Raw genomic sequence first — 16,309 nt, forward strand, 5'->3', positions numbered from 1 at the left:
AAGGCATTGGTTGATTGTGGCCTATGATCAAGGATTTTACCTCACCGCCGGCGGTTTAATAGGTGCAACCCGGGTTTAACGTCATTTATCCCCTTTATGGCACGTTCATGTACTTTATCTTTTAATTTTATGATCAATTGCGTTGCTTTGGGCATATCAAACAATTAAAACCTTGAATAACAAGCCACACTTGTCCCTTTATTGGAAATGCCAGCTCATCGGCTGGTCGCTTGCTGCGCTTTACTGGGGCTATACAGGTTTTATTGGCGGGGGCTTCAACTGGTGGTTCGGCATCCTGCAGTTTAGTACTGATGTTACCCTTTATATTTTACTTACCCACCTGTACCGCAACTTTTCGTTACGGCATAATTGGCAAAATTTAAATCTTAACCAAACCGTAAAAAGGCTAATCCCGACTGTAGTTATAATGGGCGTTGCCTATACATTAGTTACAATTGTAAAAATATACCTGTTACGAAAACTATTTGTACCTGGGTTTGAACAGCCTTTTTCTGTTTTTGCGGGCATTAATGGCAGCAGCGTATTTATTGCAGGTATCAGGCTAATGTCGATATGGTTACTGGCTTATCACATGTATCAATATGCGCAGCGCGAAATACGGATAAACAAAGAGAATGCCCGGTTAGCCATCATCAGCAGGGATGCGCAGCTCAATAATTTATCGGCGCAGCTAAACCCACACTTCCTGTTTAACTCGTTAAATAATATTAAAGCGCTGGTTATTGACAACCCAAAGTCGGCAAGGCGGGCTATTGATCTGTTATCAGACTTGCTCAGGAATGCCCTTTACCAAAAGAACGGGCAGCTATCCACCATAAAAAGCGAAATGGACTTGGTAAACGATTACCTGGAATTGGAAAGGATGCGTATTGAAGATCGCTTGCAGCAACAAATCAATGTCGAATACAATTTATCAGGCATAAATATTCCACAGTTTAGTATACAAACCCTGGTGGAAAATGCCATCAAACACGGTATAGCGCAGCAACCGGATGGAGGGACTATCTATATTAATATCACAGCAAAAGAAGGTTTTGTGAAAATAAACGTTGAAAACCCCGGTACTTTAAATGATGAACGTTTAACTACAGGCATCGGCCTGAAGAATTTACAGGAGCGCCTTCAGCTACAATATCAGGGCAATGCAAAGGTTGTAATTGCACAACAACCCAACGGAATGGTTTTAGCCACTATATTGATCCCGCTATCATGATAAAGATAAGAGTTGTTATTATAGATGATGAGCGGGCAGCCCGGGATGAACTGAAAAGGTTGTTGGAAAACTACCGCGATTTTGAAATAGCAGGCGAGGCCCGTAATGCAGATGAAGCTAAAGCGATGATACAAACTCTGCAACCCGATCTGATATTCCTTGATATTCAAATGCCCGGTAAAACAGGCTTTGATCTTCTGGAATCGCTTGAGAAAGTGCCGCAGGTAATATTCATCACCGCGTTTGACCATTATGCCGTAAAGGCCTTTGAGGTGAGTGCGCTTGATTACCTGATGAAACCCGTACGCGATGAACGATTTGAAAAAGCTATAACACAGGCCAGGGCAAAATTAGCTACCCATAAGGATGAACAGATCTTTGTAAAGGACAGGCATCAGTACCATTTTATAGCATGGCGTGATGTGTATTTAATAGAATCGATGGATAACTACGCGCGCCTGTATTTTAAGGATAAGAACGTTTTTCTGAAAAGCTCACTGAATGAGTTAGAGAAAAAATTGAACGGAGATACTTTTTTAAGAATAAACCGGGCGCAGATAATCAATATTGATTTTGTTGATAAAATAAGCGCCATGCAAAACGGACAGGTAAAATTAACACTAAAAACAGGCGGCGAATACGAAGCCTCGGCAAGACGGTCGGTAAAAATTAAAAACATGGGCCGCGTTTAAAACCAAATAATTTATTAGAATTCATGAACAGGAAAAACTTCTGCATGGCTTTGCTATGCCTTATTTCAACCAACTTTTGCCTGGCCCAACAGGCAGATACCAGCCGGTATATTATACAGGATAGTGTGTTTATTAAAACTAAAGATGGGGCAACCTTATCGGCAGTTGTAGTGCGTAACAAAAAGCTTAACAACAGGCAGCCTGCCGCTTTAATGTTTTTTATATACGCTAACCTGAAGCGCAGCCTTAAAGAAGCTAAATACGCAGCCGATCATGGGTATGTTGGTATAGTTGCCGATACACGCGGTAAACGTTTAAGCCCTGATAATATTGAACCCTACGAACATGAAGCCAGAGATGTGAATGCCGTTATTGACTGGATAGTTCAGCAACCATGGAGCAATGGCAAGGTGGGCATGTATGGCGGCAGTTACTCGGGTTATGCACAGTGGGCGGCTACCAAGTACATGAACCCGGCCTTAAAAACGATTGTACCTTATGTAGCGGCCATACCCGGGCAAGGCCTGCCTATGGAAAACAATGTTTTTCTGAATGCGAACTACCAGTGGGCGTTTTATATTACTAATAACAAATACACTGATGATGAGGTTAATAATGATAGGGCACGCTGGCGCAGGTTACGTAACCGCTGGTACGAAAGCGGGGCGGCCTATCGTAAAATTGATAGTATTGACGGTACGCCAAACCCATGGCTTCAGCGCTGGTTAAAGCATCCGTCGTACGATACCTACTGGCAGGCAATGGTGCCTTATAAACAGGATTTTGCCAAAATAAACATCCCGGTTTTGAGTATTACAGGCTATTATGATGACGGCCAAATATCGGCCATGCATTATGTTAAAGAGCATTACAGGTATAACCCTAAAGCCAATCACTATTTAATTATTGGCCCATACGATCATTTTGGGGCGCAGAAGGGTGGGGTACCTGTTCTGAGAGAGTATAAGGTTGATTCGGTAGCGTTGATCAATACACCCGAGATAACATTTCAATGGTTTGATTATATAATGAAGGGGGCGGCTAAACCAGCTATCTTAAAAGATAAAATAAATTTTGAAGTGATGGGCGCCAACCAATGGAGGCATGTACCCTCGCTTGAGAAAATGGCAGATAAAACCTTAACCTTATACCTAACCAATAAAAAGGAACTGGCAAATTATATGCTATCAGCAGTGAAACCTGTTAAACCCGCAACTCTTACCCAGGAAGTTGACCTTGCCGACAGAAAAAACGCCAATAACGATTATTATCCCGACCCTATTATACGGGATGTGAACCGCGAAAACGGGCTGTTTTTTATCACAAAACCTTTTGAAAAAGCAATAGCCGTAAACGGTTTTTTTACTGGCGAACTAAAAGCCATTATCAATAAAAAAGATATGGATATAGGTGTTTCACTTTTTGAAGTAATGCCGGATGGCCGGTATTTTCAGCTTTCGTATTTTTTAGGCCGGGCCAGCTATGCAAAAGATATGAGTGTGCGGAAATTACTGCACCCCGGCCAGGTAGAAACTATTCCATTTGAGCAGACAAGGATGATAAGCCGCCAGCTAAGCAAAGGCAGCAGGTTAATGGTAGTGTTAAATATTGATAAAAACCCTTTTGCCCAAATCAATTATGGCACGGGCAAGGATGTAAGCGACGAAACCATCAGCGATGCCAAAGTACCGCTTAAAATTAAATGGCTTAACAGTAGTTTTATAAAAGTGCCGGTATCAGAATAGTTAATTTATACACACGCGTTGTTGTTATGAAATAAACGCTGCGTGTGTATGCCGGGTAGGTAACCAGTTTACACATAAATGATAATTTATTTGTAGCTATCCATTAAGTTTGCCCGTACAGAGTACTATATATAAATGACACACATCCTTGATAACCCCATTTACAACGCACTTAAAACCGGTAACAAAAAACTCGCAATAGGAGATGGGCAAATAAGCATCTTTCGGCGGGATGTAGCACCCTTTGCCGGGATGAAGAGTAACAGTGAAGATGACTTTAAGGCAATAACCGCCCTGTGCGACCATATAAATCCAGTTGTAATTTTTACCCCGGTAAAACTAAATATCCCAACAAATTGGGAGGTGGCAAGGGCGTTTGATATGCTTCAAATGGTATATGAAGGACCAATACCGGTAAAGTCAACCACGAAACAAATAACAGACCTTGACGAAAGCCACATACCGCAAATGCTGGAGCTTACGCAACTTACCAAACCGGGGCCGTTTTTAGAACGTACCATTGAGTTTGGAAATTATACTGGTATTTTTGAAGATGGCAAGCTGGTATCTATGTTGGGGCAGCGTATGCAGCCATTGCCGTATATAGAAATAAGCGCTGTTTGTACCCATCCCGGTCATTTAGGGAAAGGTTATGCAGGTATGCTCCTGAACGAGCAGATAAAAAGGGTTATTAAGGCTAATGGTATCCCGTTTTTGCATGTACTGGCAGATAATGATCAGGCCATAAGGGTTTATGAGCGTGTAGGTTTTAGAACCCGCAAACCAATTTTTGGTTATGTTTGTAATATCATAAAAGATGCGTAATGCCCTGGAGAAACGGAGATTACCCTCCATCATATAAAAACCTGCCAAAACCTATCCGAGATAAAGCGGTAGAAATTGCCAATGCGCTTTTAACAGATAAACATATGGAAGAAGGCGCGGCCATTGCCATCGGCGTAAAAAACGCGAAGGAATGGTACAAAAACCACAACGACGAAAATAAAGCCGATCAGATGCCCGAGTAGTCTGTTGGTACCAGCATGGTTGATGTTATTTTTGATACAAGCAGGGCGTCGGCATATTCAGGTACGGCACTGATCCTTTTCCATTCGGGGTCGTCAACAAAAGCTTTCCAGTGGGCAGCCTTATCTTCCATATCCTTAAATGTAACCATGTAAGTTAGGTTTGGCCTGTCGTTGCCAAAAATGGTTTCGCCAAAAAATACCGGTTTAAAGCCCAGCCGTTTAAAAATATCAATCTCTCCTTTATCGTTAAACATTTCTATTTTCTTTTTACCGGCAGCCTCGCTTGCGCTTTTATATTGGCGCAACTCAAAAATGCGTTGCTCGCGCGGCGGGATCTGTTTAATGCGCATGTGCATAAAAGCCTGCATTAAAGAAGTATCCATGCGCTCAAATGCGGGGTTGTTTGCAGGAGCGTTCAGGAAAGCGGCACCTTTGGCCCAGTATTCCTTATCGTTTTCCAGGGCGTAGTTTAAGCCCGCGTAACGCTCATAAACATTATAAGGTATTAATATATATAGTTTTGTTTGCCCTGCCGGGTTCAGCTCTGTAAAAACCCCCACTGGCTCATGAAGCTCTTTTCTTACTTTCGGCACAAAAACATCCCGGTAAAAATCCTCGGTGGTTTTTTGCTGCTCCACGCTTTTAAAGGTATATACTCTTAATTCGTAATGTTCGCGGTACGGTGGTCTGTTAAATTCGGGTTTTGCCATAGCTGCTGCGGGTGTAATAGCGGCTGCTGCGCCACTTATTAATGATCCTTTTACGAACGAGCGTCTTTTCATTATTTAAAAATTGGTAGGCCTAATATAGGTATATTATCCTACTCAAAATCTTCGTCATCGTCACTATCTTCTTCGGGCACATAATTGGTTATAGCCTGGCCTATGGCGTTAACTTCGGGGTCGTTATCAAACAGCGGCATTTCGGTTTCAGGGTTTAGCTTTATCCAAAGGTTTTCGGTGTCTTTTTCTATTTTGCCAAACTCGGTACCGGCCTTAAATATGGTATAAATATTATCTTCTTCCGGAAAAACGGAATAAACCACTCCATTCACCAGTACATCAAACGGCTCTTGTAACTCTTGCATACTATATTATTAAACGGCGCAATTTACCATTTTTACAATTATAGCCGTAAAACCATACAAAAGTTTACCATTGTGTTGCTTTTTTAATGGCATACTTGCTTACATTTGCGCCCACAATTGCACAGGCGCGGGTATTAAAACTTTGGCCGGTTTTTAGCAGTTAATTAAGCATGAAAAGAGTTGTTATTACGGGCCTGGGTGTAGTATCGCCGGCCGGGAACGATATGAAAAGTTTTTGGACCAACATTGTAAACGGGCGCAGTAACGCGGCCAACATTACACGTTTTAACGCCGGAAACTTCAAAACCCATTTTGCCGCCGAGATAAAAGATTTTGTAATGGCCGAGCATCTTGACCGTAATGAAATTAAACGCAGCGACCTGTATAGCCAGTACGCTTTAGTTGCTGCAAAGCAAGCCATTGACGATTCGGGCTTTGAACTGGATAAAATGTCGCCGTTTGATGTGGGCGTAATATTAGGCTCGGCACAGGGTGGCTTTGAAACTTTTGAACAACAGGTGAGGGAATTTGCCGCTAACGACTTTAATCCGCATTTTAACCCTTTCTTTATCCCTAAAACGCTGATCAATATGGCAGCGGGCCTTATCTCTATCAAATATGGTTTTATGGGCATTAACTTCTCTGCCGTCTCTGCTTGTGCTTCAGCAAATACCGCCATTATGGATGCGCTGAATTACATCCGCTGGGGTAAAGCCAAAATTATTATAACAGGCGGTGCCGATGCGCCTATCAGCGAAGCCTCAATAGGTGGTTATAACGCCTTAAAAGCATTGTCAACCCGTAATGATTCGCCTGAAACTGCCTCACGCCCCTTTGATGTGGAACGCGACGGCTTTTTAATGGGCGAGGGGGCCGGGATACTGGTATTTGAAGAATACGAACATGCCGTTGCCCGTGGCGCAAAAATTTATGCCGAAGTAGCAGGCGCCGCCATGACGTCTGATGCTTACCACATCACTGCCACTCATCCCGAAGGTAAGGGCGCTATACAGGGAATGAAGTTTGCCCTGCATGATGGCGGCCTGAATGCTGAAGATGTAAACTACGTGAATGCCCATGCCACCTCAACATCAGTAGGCGACCTGAGCGAGGCCAGGGCTATAAACGCAGTGTTTGGCGGTAATAAAGACTTTTCGGTAAGCGCTACCAAATCTATGACAGGTCACCTGTTAGGTGCTGCCGGCGCAATCGAATCTATCATTGCGGTAAAAGCTATTACCGATGGTATTATCCCGCCAACCATCAATACACATACTATTGATCCGGAAGTGCCAGCGGGCTTACACATTGTTATTAAAGAGGCCATCAATAAAAAAGTTAATGTGGCTTTAAGCAATACCTTTGGTTTTGGCGGCCACAATGGTATAGCGCTATTTAAAAAGGTGTAAGCGCTTGTAGCACCTTTTTAATATATTTATACCGATGGATCACAGCCTTTTGCTCAGCAGTATTGCCACACACGTTACGCTTGATAAAGCCGAGGAGGAATACCTTATTTCTCTGCTGCATTATAAAAAGGCTAAGCGTAAGCAATTTGTATTAGAAGAAGGCGATATCAGCTCAAAAGTAGTCTTTGTTACATCAGGTTGCCTGCGCAGCTATGCCGTTGATAAAAATGGTACCGAACACGTTCTGCAGTTTGCCCCATCAGGCTGGTGGATAGTGGATATGCGCAGTTATATAACCGGCGAACCCGCCCGCTTAAATATTGATGCCATTGAAGATACCGAATACCTGTTCTTCCATAAAACCGATTTTGAAGAACTGAACCTTAAAGTGCCCAAATTTGAGCGATTTAACCGCATACTGGGGCAAAATGCGATTGCTACTTATCAGCATAGGCAAATAGATAACGCTATCTTCGCTGCTATGGAGCGTTACGCAAACTTTTGCCAGCTTTACCCGTCCCTTATTAAAACCCTTCCGCAAAAACAGGTGGCATCTTATATTGGTGTTACCCCCGAGTTTTTAAGTAAGATGTTGAATACGCAGATCGTTAAATAATACGCCCTGCAATACAATAATCACACAATCAAGTAATTGCACCCTCCTCTTAATCTACATTAAGTTTTCCTCTTAACCTGCCATAAGTATTGGCATTAACCTACATTATTGGGCTGCGAGCTCTTACACGGTATCTTTGTTATATCAAATCGAAAGAGATATGAAAAAAAAGATCCAACATATCCTTGCAGGCAGGGAGAAGCAAATAACCAAAGAAGAAGCTGTGAGGCAGCCATTGCCACATATTGATTTCAGGTTTGCTAATCCGTTCATCGTTTTGCACCATATGGGGCCAAAGGAAATTACACCGGACCAGGAATTGCGCATTCATCCGCACCCGCACCGTGGCTTTGCACCGGTTACGTTTCAGTTGCAGGGCGAAGGCTACCATAAGGATAGTGCTGGGCACGATGGCATTATTAAAGCCGGAGATGTGCAATGGATGTTTGCAGGCAAGGGCGTTTTGCACAGCGAGGGCCCAACCGCCGACCTTTTAAAAAATGGCGGCACACAGGAGCTGATCCAGCTTTGGATAAACGTACCCAAAGCAAATAAATGGGACGAGCCAAGCTATCAATTGGCCACCAAAGCGCAACTGCCTAATATATTACAGCAGGATGGGGTAAACCTAAGGCTGGCAAGCGGCAGCTTCGACGGTAAAACCGGTCCGCTGAAAAGTTATACCCCCATTGTATCAATAGTGGGCGAAATAGCACAAGGCAAACAGGTGCAATTGATGGCAACCCCTGGCTACTGGACATTGCTTTATATAGCAAAAGGTAGTGTAACCATAAACCAGGAAACGGTTAGTCAGTATAACCTCATTGTTTTTGAGAAAGATAATGAAGAGATTATACTGACAGCCGAAGAAGACGCACTAATACTGTTTTTAAGCGCCGAGCCAATTGAAGAGCCGGTTGCCGCTAAAGACAATTTTGTAATGAACACCGCCGAAGAAACCAACCAGGCTATTGATGATTATAAAAATGGTGTATTCGGCAAACTTGAATTTTAAATAAACTAAACATAAAAAATAAACACACACAGATCATGGAAAATACAATAAACGGCATACATCACATCACAGCAATTGCAGGCAATGCCAAACGTAATCACGACTTTTATACAAAAGTATTGGGGCAGCGCATGGTTAAAAAAACTGTGAATTTTGATGACCCCGAAACTTATCACCTATACTATGGGGACAAACAAGGTACGCCCGGCACTATCCTTACTTTCTTCCCATGGGAAGGGATTGGTACAGGCAGGCGCGGCGCAAGGCAGGCAACCGAGATTGGTTACTCTGTACCCGAAGGCAGTTTTGATTTTTGGTTGAAACGCTTCGAAAAACATAACGTCACCTATAACAAAGTAGCCGAAAAATTTGGGGAGCAGTACCTTACCTTTTTAGACCCCGATGGTTTAAAACTGGAATTGATAGCCTCAAAAACTACCGATGCCCGCTTGCCATGGGAAACTGATGAGATCAAGGCAGATAATGCGACCAAAGGTTTTCATAACATAACCATCACCACCAACAAAATGCAGCCAACTGCTGATATTCTTACTAACGTGTTTGGCTATCGTTTATTAGAGCAGCATGTAAACCGTTACAGGTTTATAACCGATGCGGTTGATAATGCCAATATTGTAGACCTGGTAGAGGTTCAAGGTGAAGTTGCCGGGCACGTAGCCGGTGGTTCTGTTCACCACGTGGCATTTAGGGTTAAAAATGAGGAGGTGTTAATGCAATATCGTGAGAAAATAGCAGCTTTAGGGTTGAATATTACTGATAAGATAGACCGTAACTACTTCTACTCGTTATACTTCCGCGAACCGGGAGGCGTATTGTTCGAGATTGCTACCGATAACCCGGGCTTTAGCGTTGACGAACCTGTGGATGAATTAGGCACACATTTAAAATTGCCTGCACAACACGAAAGGTTCCGCAGTGCTTTAGAAAAATCATTACCAAAATTAGACTAAGCAAATGTACACACACAGCAATCAAATAAGCATTGGCGGCGTACCAGCCGCCAATGCAAAAGCTGCCCTGATCATGCTGCATGGCAGAGGCGCTTCGGCTGCCGATATCATGAGGCTTGCCCGCGAGTTTAACGCAACTGAAATGACCGTTTATGCGCCACAGGCTACTAATAATAGCTGGTACCCCTACAGCTTTTTAGCACCTGTTGAAGAAAATGAACCGGCATTAAGCTCGGCTTTAGCACTTATTGATGAAGTGGTAGCGCAGGCTTTGGCGGATGGTTTTACTGCTGATAAGATCTACTTTGCCGGGTTTTCGCAAGGGGCATGTTTAACGTTGGAATACATCACCCGTAATGCCAAACAATATGGGGGCGCGGTAGCGTTTACCGGGGGATTGATTGGCGAAGAGTTAAACCTAAATAACTATAAAGGCGATTTTGCAGGTACGCCTGTATTGATTACTACCGGCGACCCAGACCCGCATGTACCATTGAGCAGGGTAGAAGAAAGCGCAGAGCAATTAAAGGGCATGAATGCTAATGTTAGTGTAAAAGTTTATAAAGGCCGCCAGCATACCATTAGTTATGACGAAATTGCATTAGCTAATCAAATGGTGTTTATATGAAACCATCATGAGCCTCCGCTCAAAAACGGAACTAATAAAACGGCTCATGATAGCTTCATCGCCATTAAAAACTAATTACTTTGATGAAAAAAATGATCGATTATTTACTGGCGCTGTGGACATCGCGTCAGTTTAAAAAAGTAAGAAAATGAATTACGATAATATAGAACTTGTAAATAATGAAGCTATTCACAACTTTGAACTGGTTGTAGACGGGCATCGCTCTTTTATTGACTACAAAACCAGGGATAACAAGATCTACCTGATCCACACCGAAGTGCCTGCAGAGCTGGAAGGCCGTGGCGTTGCTGCAGCAATAGTAGAGAAAACATTAACCTACATTGAACAAAAGGGATTAAAGCTAGTGCCTTTATGCGCCTACGTACAATTCTTTTTAAAACGCCACCCTGAGTGGAATAGAATAGTAGCTTAAATATGGAAACCTTTAAAGTAACCCGTGTATATGCAGACGAAAATGGCGAAAGCCGTTTTGATGAAGTGTTTTACCCGTTAACGGATGCCGGGCCAATCGGTCACTTATCACAAAATGTGCAGGTTAAGCAACTACAATTCAGAAAAGTACCCGCCGGTTATAATGATCTGCACAATGCGCCGCAAAGGCAATACGTAGTTTTGCTTGATGGTGGTGTAGAGATTGAAACATCAACCGGAGAAAAGCGGGCGTTTAAACCCGGCGAGATCTTGCTGATGGAAGATACCACAGGTAAAGGCCATCGCAGTAGTAATCTGGAGCAAAAGGAGCGGAACTCCCTGTTTATCATTCTATAACAACAGTACATCTATCCGGTGGGCATGCACCATACTCAGTTCTACCGACCAGGCAAATACCGTAAACTGTCCATCCTGCGAAGCCACCAATGCCACAGCATCGTGCTGATCGCTTACAAATTGTGCAGCTGCTAAATGGCGGCTGCCACCACTTTGGGCAGGGTGCATTCTTACCGCTTTGCCATCGGCAACAGGTTCTGTCATGATGATTTGCCCTACGGGTACATTATTAGCCGAACGGGCTGCTTTAGCACCGAAAGCAAGCAAGTCGTATTTATCAGTAATAACCGTAGCGCCATCAACAGCTGTAAAGCCCCCTATCAGGTCAATAGCTTCCAGTAACGATTCCTGCCACTCCAGTTTTTTACGTTCCTGTTCGGTAAGTTTTAAAAGTTCATCAATAGCGCCATAGGCTGGTATAACAGGATATTTTACCGGTTGTACGATAGATTCCCTCCATTTCTCTGTCCCCGCCGGTACCATCAATACCAATCCCCCACGTTTATGCTTGCGCATAGATGCCGCTAATTGTACAAGTACGTTAAAGGATTCGCCCATGTACGATGGCAGGGGCATATTGGCAAGCGATTTAAGCAATTGCGGGCAATCGGCCACACCCATGGTGGCCTCATCTAAAACTTTTATCTGGTCGCCTTGTAAAACGGCTACATTCACAAACTTACCGAAGCCATCAACCCGGCGGTGTTTAATTACCAGCAAGCCGGGTTCAACTACCTCTAAAACAAAGCAAATGGCGGGTACACTGTGCGTAGTGCCCCATATAAACAAGTCGTCGCCGTCGGGCCAAACACCTAAGTGAATACCGGGTTGCTCAACGGCAGGGGCAAGCTTAATAAGGTTTTGGGTAGTTAATCGTAGTTTCTCGCCAAAAATAAGGGGCTTATCTGATTGTGAAGGCTGTAATAACGCTAATGATATATTGGGTGACCGCCCTTCCTCGCGCCGCATACTGGCCCAAAATGCAATATCAATAACCGCTTCAATGATATGGCTATCCGGTGCGGTAGCTATATTACTATCGGTGATACTTTGCGCCGCAAACTGATGCTTTTTAAAGTGGGCTTCAATTTCGGGCGCAACCATGCGGGCCGGTAAATAGGTAGGTTCAGATAGCATTGTACAAGTGTTTTTCAATACAATTATAGTTAATATCTGCGGGCATTAGTGTTAATGTTATGTAAGTTAATATTGTTTGCGGTTGATGTGACAATTGATGTGCAGTAAGTGGATTTTCTTATGTTGAAAATTAACTGCGCTAAAGCTTTTAGTATTTATACAAAATGTTTTACTTTGTATATATGCCGGTGTTTATAGCGTCATTGAATTCGGGGAGTAACGGCAATTGTTATTACGTTGGTAACGAGCGTGAAGCGGTGCTGGTAGATGCCGGTATATCATGCCGCGAAACCGAGAAGCGCATGGCCCGCCTGGGTTTATCCATGCAAAAGGTAAAAGCCATCTTTATATCGCACGAACATACCGACCATATTAAAGGGCTGGGTGTTTTAGCACGTAAATATCGCTTGCCGGTGTATGTTACCGATGGTACAGTACATCATTGCGGAGATGTGCCAAAAGAGTTATGCATCCCCTTAAAATCATATCTGGCGGTTAAAATTGGGAACCTGGAGATTATTGGATTCCCTAAACATCACGATGCTGTTGAGCCACATAGCTTTATGGTAACCAACGGCGATATCCGCATAGGTGTTTTTACAGATATTGGCGCACCGTGCGAACACCTGATCCGCCATTTTGCGCAATGCCATGCAGTGTTCCTTGAAGCTAATTACGATGAGGAAATGATGGAACAGGGCCGATACCCATATTTTCTGAAAAGGCGGATCCGGGGCGGGAAAGGCCACTTATCAAATAAACAGGCGCTTGATATATTTATTGAGCATAAACCAAGTTATATGAGCCATGTATTATTAGCGCATTTATCGAAAGATAACAATTGCCCCGAGCTGGCGCTGAAAATGTTTACCGGGCATGCCGGTGATACGCATATCAGTGTTGCTTCGCGATATGAGGAAAGCCCTGTTTTTGTGATAGATCCATTGCCGGTTGCTCCAGGCGACAGCCAGATGCTTAACCAAATTACCGGGCAGTTTCAGTTTGCAATAGGCTAACATTTATTAAGTGTTCACGTTCACAGCCTGAACCGCATGTGTATTTTGTAATTTGCTTATAATCAATGTATTAAATAAAAAATTTTCGCGCTATTTAAGTGAACAAAGTATAGCTCCTATTCATGCTCGACATACTATATCAAGACGAAAACCTTATTGCTATAAATAAACCGCACGGGTTACTGGTGCACAGGTCGCCTATAGCTGCCGATGCAGAAGAATTTGCTTTGCAATTGCTACGCGACCAGATAGGGAAGAAGGTGAACCCCGCTCATCGTATCGACAGAAAAACGGGGGGCGTACTGCTCTTTGCTTTTGATAAACCTACCGAGATATCCATGCAGCAGGCCTTTATGGAAAACAGGGTAAAAAAGAAATACCTGGCTATATTACGCGGATACACGCCTGATAATGAGGAGATAAATTACCCTTTGCGTAAAGAGAATGGTACGTTACAGGAGGCCCTAACGCGATATACAACCCTCAACAGGGCCGAGCTTGATGTGCCGTTCGGCGCGCACCCAACATCAAGATATTCACTTATTGAGGCGTCGCCGGAAACCGGCCGTATGCACCAGCTGCGTAAACACTTTGCCCATATATTTCACCCTATTATTGGCGACCGTACGCATGGATGCAATAAACAGAATAAGTTTTTTAAAGAAACGTGGGAGATGGAAACTATGCTGTTGCACGCATCACAACTTACATTTATACACCCAGTTACAGAAGAGGAGATAGTTATAAAAGCACCTTTACAGCCGGAGTTTAAGCGGGTAATGCAACTGATGGGTTGGGAGGATATTAAATAAATTCAATAAATTTTCTGCGCCCTAAAACGACCCTGAAACGACTTTAAAACGCCCCTTTTATATCGCTTTTGATCAAATATTTTAAATTAAATATGTTAATTATGATGTTGGGTACAGTAATTATGATGAATATTCCCGAATAGGCACTATTCCGTTTTTTTCATTTGGAACGCATGGTGGAAAGCGAAACTTGAATTTGCATCCTAACTAATAAACAATCTTTATATTTGCAGTATGAGTAATAACGAGGTAATGAAAAAGCTGCGTGTGGCCCTCAGCCTTCGCGATGATGATATTGTTGAAATATTAAAACTGGCTAATTTTCGTACTACTAAAACAGAGTTGAGCGCTATATTCCGTAGCGAAGATCACCCCAATTATGTACAATGTAAAGACCAACTGCTGCGTAACTTTTTAAACGGCCTGGTTATACATCTTCGTGGCCCTATGCCTCCAAAAACACCCAAGCCAGAGCGTAAAGAGAATAGTTAATTCTTTTGGATCAAGCGGTACTTACCGCTTTTTATAAGCCGTTGCTGTTCCTCGCTAAACGGCTCGCGCCCACCAAAATCTTGTACCCAGTATTTGCTGTTTTCGGCAACACCTACTTCTTTAAAACCGGGGTTCATCAGGTTTTTACAATGGCCTTCGCTTTTAAACCAACCGGCCATTACCTCGGGGATACTGGTTTGCCCAAAGGCAATATTTTCGCCAATCATAAAACTTTTCCAGCCTTTAAATACATAGCCGGCAGTAACAATACGGGTGTTCATGGTTCGGCCGTCCTTACTTTCGTGGCTAAAGTAATTTCTTCGTGCCATATCTTTTGCATGGCCTTTGGCTGCTTCTTCCAAATCGCTGTTCCAAACAAGGGGTGGGGCAGGGGGGTAATAAGTATCGCCGCAATTACAGCCTTTTGCGCGGGTTTTATTAATCAGGTTTAAAAACTCCTGTTTAAACGAAGCGCTGTCATCAGCCCTGTTTATTAAAATAAACGAACTGAACACCAATACGGTTATAGAGAATAAAATGCCTGAAATGTATTTCTTCATGTCGATAATTCAGACATTATTAACGTATTATGGTTTAATTATATATAACCATGGCGTAAATTTCGTGAAGTTTTTTTGAGGGTTATAACGATGCCAGTTTACCTGCTGCCGCCGTTTTTAATGGCTTTTTTGCAGCCACTACCGGTTTCTTTTTTTTGATAAGAGCAGGCTTTTTATCCTTTACAGGGGTGTTATCAAAAGTAATAATTACGCCTTTTTCCTCGTCGCGTTGCAATTGTGCTGCTATCTCAGTAGCGCGCTTTTCTGCGGCGTCGCCTTTTTCATAATCTTTTTGACGGTTATACAGGTAGGCATAATTTTGCTGCACAACGGCTTCTAAAGCAGGCATATTATTAGCGGTAGACCATTTTAAGGCTTCGTTCAGATCTCGTGCAGCCATTTTATATTCACCAAGTTCCATTTTTATGGCCGATAGCTTTACCAATGAACTAATAATGTTGGGTATGTCTTTTACCTTGCGCGATATCTTGTTTGATTGGAGCGTAAACCACTTAGCCTCGCTGTATTTTTTTTGCGAGATATAAACCCTTGCCAGGTCATCAAAGCTCGACCGGATACCTGTAGTATCTTCATAATAGCTATAATTATGCAGGGCCAATAAAGTATAATGGATAGCTTCTGTTTGGTAATAGGCCCTTACATTACGGTTAGGCTGTTTATCAAATTTAAGGTACTCGGTTGCAATTTGGGTATATATAGCGCCTTTAAGGGTATCGTTAGTAGTGAGCTGTAATTTTTGCTTAAGGCTGTCTATGCTGCTTCTGTCAACATCATCTGCATGCACGGCAAATGTAGTAGCGGCTAATATAAATGTGATGAGTATAAAAAGTTTTTTCATCTGCAAACAGATATCAATATGTATGTTATACTGCAATCAAATTTTATGCCCGTTTATTTAATATAAATATTGCGGGGCGTGCAATTTACAATAAACATTGCTAATAGCATAATTAGTTTGATTTATAGCTACTTACAGTTTAATAAATAGGTATTGGCGCTGCTAAATTTTATCAGCAGTTAAATATTAGTACATGGTAATGTACAGTATAACAGAATT

20 protein-coding genes are annotated in these 16,309 nt (G+C 42.8%); 15 read left to right on the plus strand and 5 right to left on the minus strand.

The features are described from left to right. Positions 1 to 172: 172 nt before the first annotated feature. The 5 genes from IDJ75_RS16110 to IDJ75_RS16130 all read left to right on the plus strand — a co-directional run bounded on the left by IDJ75_RS16110 (position 173) and on the right by IDJ75_RS16130 (position 4,699). Complete coding sequence (locus IDJ75_RS16110) at positions 173 to 1,234, plus strand: sensor histidine kinase (protein ID WP_191176641.1); 1,062 nt, start codon at positions 173 to 175, stop codon at positions 1,232 to 1,234. After that, positions 1,231 to 1,926 carry a LytR/AlgR family response regulator transcription factor gene (locus tag IDJ75_RS16115; protein ID WP_224746641.1) on the plus strand — a complete coding sequence of 232 codons (696 nt, stop codon included), beginning with the start codon at positions 1,231 to 1,233 and terminating at the stop codon, positions 1,924 to 1,926. Before IDJ75_RS16110 ends, IDJ75_RS16115 begins: the two co-directional genes overlap by 4 nt. Before the next feature lie 23 nt (positions 1,927 to 1,949). Beyond that, positions 1,950 to 3,671, plus strand: coding sequence for a CocE/NonD family hydrolase (locus IDJ75_RS16120; RefSeq protein WP_191176642.1), 1,722 nt, complete (start codon positions 1,950 to 1,952; stop codon positions 3,669 to 3,671). A 135-nt stretch (positions 3,672 to 3,806) separates the two neighbouring features. Further along, a complete protein-coding gene (locus IDJ75_RS16125; RefSeq protein WP_191176643.1) occupies positions 3,807 to 4,496 on the plus strand; it encodes a GNAT family N-acetyltransferase in 690 nt (229 codons plus the stop codon). Then, positions 4,496 to 4,699, plus strand: a complete 204-nt coding sequence (locus IDJ75_RS16130; protein ID WP_191176644.1) for a DUF2188 domain-containing protein — start codon at positions 4,496 to 4,498, stop codon at positions 4,697 to 4,699. Before IDJ75_RS16125 ends, IDJ75_RS16130 begins: the two co-directional genes overlap by 1 nt. Here IDJ75_RS16130 and IDJ75_RS16135 read toward each other — a convergent pair. Next, entirely contained in the window at positions 4,684 to 5,481 is a 798-nt protein-coding gene (locus tag IDJ75_RS16135) for an NIPSNAP family protein (RefSeq protein WP_191176645.1), read from the minus strand. The two genes, IDJ75_RS16130 and IDJ75_RS16135, sit on opposite strands and share 16 nt — an antisense overlap. A 38-nt stretch (positions 5,482 to 5,519) precedes the next feature. Further along, positions 5,520 to 5,786: a hypothetical protein gene (locus IDJ75_RS16140; protein ID WP_191176646.1), complete on the minus strand. Its 267-nt coding sequence runs from the start codon at positions 5,784 to 5,786 to the stop codon at positions 5,520 to 5,522. A gap of 170 nt (positions 5,787 to 5,956) precedes the next feature. On the opposite strand from IDJ75_RS16140, the gene fabF reads away from it, so the two are divergent. The 7 genes from fabF (at position 5,957) to IDJ75_RS16175 (ending at position 11,214) form a co-directional block, all read left to right on the plus strand. Continuing rightward, complete coding sequence (gene fabF / locus IDJ75_RS16145; RefSeq protein WP_191176647.1) at positions 5,957 to 7,195, plus strand: beta-ketoacyl-ACP synthase II; 1,239 nt, start codon at positions 5,957 to 5,959, stop codon at positions 7,193 to 7,195. Between the two features lie 34 nt (positions 7,196 to 7,229). Then, positions 7,230 to 7,811, plus strand: coding sequence for a Crp/Fnr family transcriptional regulator (locus tag IDJ75_RS16150; protein WP_191176648.1), 582 nt, complete (start codon positions 7,230 to 7,232; stop codon positions 7,809 to 7,811). A gap of 160 nt (positions 7,812 to 7,971) precedes the next feature. Next, a complete protein-coding gene (locus IDJ75_RS16155; protein WP_191176649.1) occupies positions 7,972 to 8,826 on the plus strand; it encodes a pirin family protein in 855 nt (284 codons plus the stop codon). A gap of 35 nt (positions 8,827 to 8,861) precedes the next feature. After that, the gene (locus IDJ75_RS16160; RefSeq protein WP_191176650.1) at positions 8,862 to 9,797 is read left to right on the plus strand and encodes a ring-cleaving dioxygenase; all 936 of its coding nucleotides are present in this window, start codon (positions 8,862 to 8,864) and stop codon (positions 9,795 to 9,797) included. 4 nt (positions 9,798 to 9,801) lie between these two features. Continuing rightward, positions 9,802 to 10,425 carry an alpha/beta hydrolase gene (locus IDJ75_RS16165; RefSeq protein ID WP_191176651.1) on the plus strand — a complete coding sequence of 208 codons (624 nt, stop codon included), beginning with the start codon at positions 9,802 to 9,804 and terminating at the stop codon, positions 10,423 to 10,425. A 148-nt stretch (positions 10,426 to 10,573) separates the two neighbouring features. Further along, positions 10,574 to 10,858, plus strand: coding sequence for a GNAT family N-acetyltransferase (locus tag IDJ75_RS16170; RefSeq protein WP_191176652.1), 285 nt, complete (start codon positions 10,574 to 10,576; stop codon positions 10,856 to 10,858). A gap of 2 nt (positions 10,859 to 10,860) precedes the next feature. Continuing rightward, complete coding sequence (locus IDJ75_RS16175) at positions 10,861 to 11,214, plus strand: cupin domain-containing protein (protein ID WP_191176653.1); 354 nt, start codon at positions 10,861 to 10,863, stop codon at positions 11,212 to 11,214. On the opposite strand, the gene IDJ75_RS16180 is transcribed toward IDJ75_RS16175, so the two are convergent. Beyond that, entirely contained in the window at positions 11,209 to 12,351 is a 1,143-nt protein-coding gene (locus IDJ75_RS16180) for a putative sensor domain DACNV-containing protein (protein WP_191176654.1), read from the minus strand. The genes IDJ75_RS16175 and IDJ75_RS16180 overlap by 6 nt on opposite strands. 164 nt (positions 12,352 to 12,515) lie before the next feature. Here IDJ75_RS16180 and IDJ75_RS16185 point away from each other — a divergent pair, with 164 nt between their 5' ends. From IDJ75_RS16185 to IDJ75_RS16195, 3 genes are all read left to right on the plus strand, one after another. Beyond that, a complete protein-coding gene (locus IDJ75_RS16185) occupies positions 12,516 to 13,367 on the plus strand; it encodes an MBL fold metallo-hydrolase (protein ID WP_224746642.1) in 852 nt (283 codons plus the stop codon). 122 nt (positions 13,368 to 13,489) lie between these two features. Next, positions 13,490 to 14,179, plus strand: a complete 690-nt coding sequence (locus IDJ75_RS16190) for a pseudouridine synthase (protein WP_191176655.1) — start codon at positions 13,490 to 13,492, stop codon at positions 14,177 to 14,179. A gap of 234 nt (positions 14,180 to 14,413) precedes the next feature. Next, complete coding sequence (locus IDJ75_RS16195; protein WP_191176656.1) at positions 14,414 to 14,671, plus strand: DUF1456 family protein; 258 nt, start codon at positions 14,414 to 14,416, stop codon at positions 14,669 to 14,671. Here IDJ75_RS16195 and IDJ75_RS16200 read toward each other — a convergent pair. Both IDJ75_RS16200 and IDJ75_RS16205 read right to left on the minus strand, forming a co-directional pair. Next, positions 14,668 to 15,231, minus strand: a complete 564-nt coding sequence (locus tag IDJ75_RS16200) for a CAP domain-containing protein (RefSeq protein ID WP_191176657.1) — start codon at positions 15,229 to 15,231, stop codon at positions 14,668 to 14,670. The genes IDJ75_RS16195 and IDJ75_RS16200 overlap by 4 nt on opposite strands. An 82-nt stretch (positions 15,232 to 15,313) precedes the next feature. Next, positions 15,314 to 16,090, minus strand: a complete 777-nt coding sequence (locus IDJ75_RS16205; RefSeq protein ID WP_191176658.1) for a hypothetical protein — start codon at positions 16,088 to 16,090, stop codon at positions 15,314 to 15,316. Between the last annotated feature and the right edge of the window lie 219 nt (positions 16,091 to 16,309).

The organism is Mucilaginibacter rigui, from assembly GCF_014773275.1.
GTDB lineage: Bacteria > Bacteroidota > Bacteroidia > Sphingobacteriales > Sphingobacteriaceae > Mucilaginibacter > Mucilaginibacter rigui_A.

Bases quoted from the DNA above. Each gene is read 5' to 3' on its own strand.
- IDJ75_RS16185 (WP_224746642.1), top strand. From the start codon at position 12,516: ATGTTTTACTTTGTATATATGCCGGTGTTTATAGCGTCATTGAATTCG.
- IDJ75_RS16190 (WP_191176655.1), top strand. From the start codon at position 13,490: ATGCTCGACATACTATATCAAGACGAAAACCTTATTGCTATAAATAAA.
- IDJ75_RS16180 (WP_191176654.1), bottom strand. From the start codon at position 12,351: ATGCTATCTGAACCTACCTATTTACCGGCCCGCATGGTTGCGCCCGAA.
- IDJ75_RS16170 (WP_191176652.1), top strand. From the start codon at position 10,574: ATGAATTACGATAATATAGAACTTGTAAATAATGAAGCTATTCACAAC.
- IDJ75_RS16175 (WP_191176653.1), top strand. From the start codon at position 10,861: ATGGAAACCTTTAAAGTAACCCGTGTATATGCAGACGAAAATGGCGAA.
- IDJ75_RS16160 (WP_191176650.1), top strand. From the start codon at position 8,862: ATGGAAAATACAATAAACGGCATACATCACATCACAGCAATTGCAGGC.
- IDJ75_RS16135 (WP_191176645.1), bottom strand. From the start codon at position 5,481: ATGAAAAGACGCTCGTTCGTAAAAGGATCATTAATAAGTGGCGCAGCA.
- IDJ75_RS16155 (WP_191176649.1), top strand. From the start codon at position 7,972: ATGAAAAAAAAGATCCAACATATCCTTGCAGGCAGGGAGAAGCAAATA.
- IDJ75_RS16205 (WP_191176658.1), bottom strand. From the start codon at position 16,090: ATGAAAAAACTTTTTATACTCATCACATTTATATTAGCCGCTACTACA.
- IDJ75_RS16165 (WP_191176651.1), top strand. From the start codon at position 9,802: ATGTACACACACAGCAATCAAATAAGCATTGGCGGCGTACCAGCCGCC.
- IDJ75_RS16130 (WP_191176644.1), top strand. From the start codon at position 4,496: ATGCCCTGGAGAAACGGAGATTACCCTCCATCATATAAAAACCTGCCA.
- IDJ75_RS16150 (WP_191176648.1), top strand. From the start codon at position 7,230: ATGGATCACAGCCTTTTGCTCAGCAGTATTGCCACACACGTTACGCTT.
- IDJ75_RS16195 (WP_191176656.1), top strand. From the start codon at position 14,414: ATGAGTAATAACGAGGTAATGAAAAAGCTGCGTGTGGCCCTCAGCCTT.
- IDJ75_RS16120 (WP_191176642.1), top strand. From the start codon at position 1,950: ATGAACAGGAAAAACTTCTGCATGGCTTTGCTATGCCTTATTTCAACC.
- IDJ75_RS16140 (WP_191176646.1), bottom strand. From the start codon at position 5,786: ATGCAAGAGTTACAAGAGCCGTTTGATGTACTGGTGAATGGAGTGGTT.
- IDJ75_RS16200 (WP_191176657.1), bottom strand. From the start codon at position 15,231: ATGAAGAAATACATTTCAGGCATTTTATTCTCTATAACCGTATTGGTG.
- IDJ75_RS16115 (WP_224746641.1), top strand. From the start codon at position 1,231: ATGATAAAGATAAGAGTTGTTATTATAGATGATGAGCGGGCAGCCCGG.
- fabF (WP_191176647.1), top strand. From the start codon at position 5,957: ATGAAAAGAGTTGTTATTACGGGCCTGGGTGTAGTATCGCCGGCCGGG.
- IDJ75_RS16125 (WP_191176643.1), top strand. From the start codon at position 3,807: ATGACACACATCCTTGATAACCCCATTTACAACGCACTTAAAACCGGT.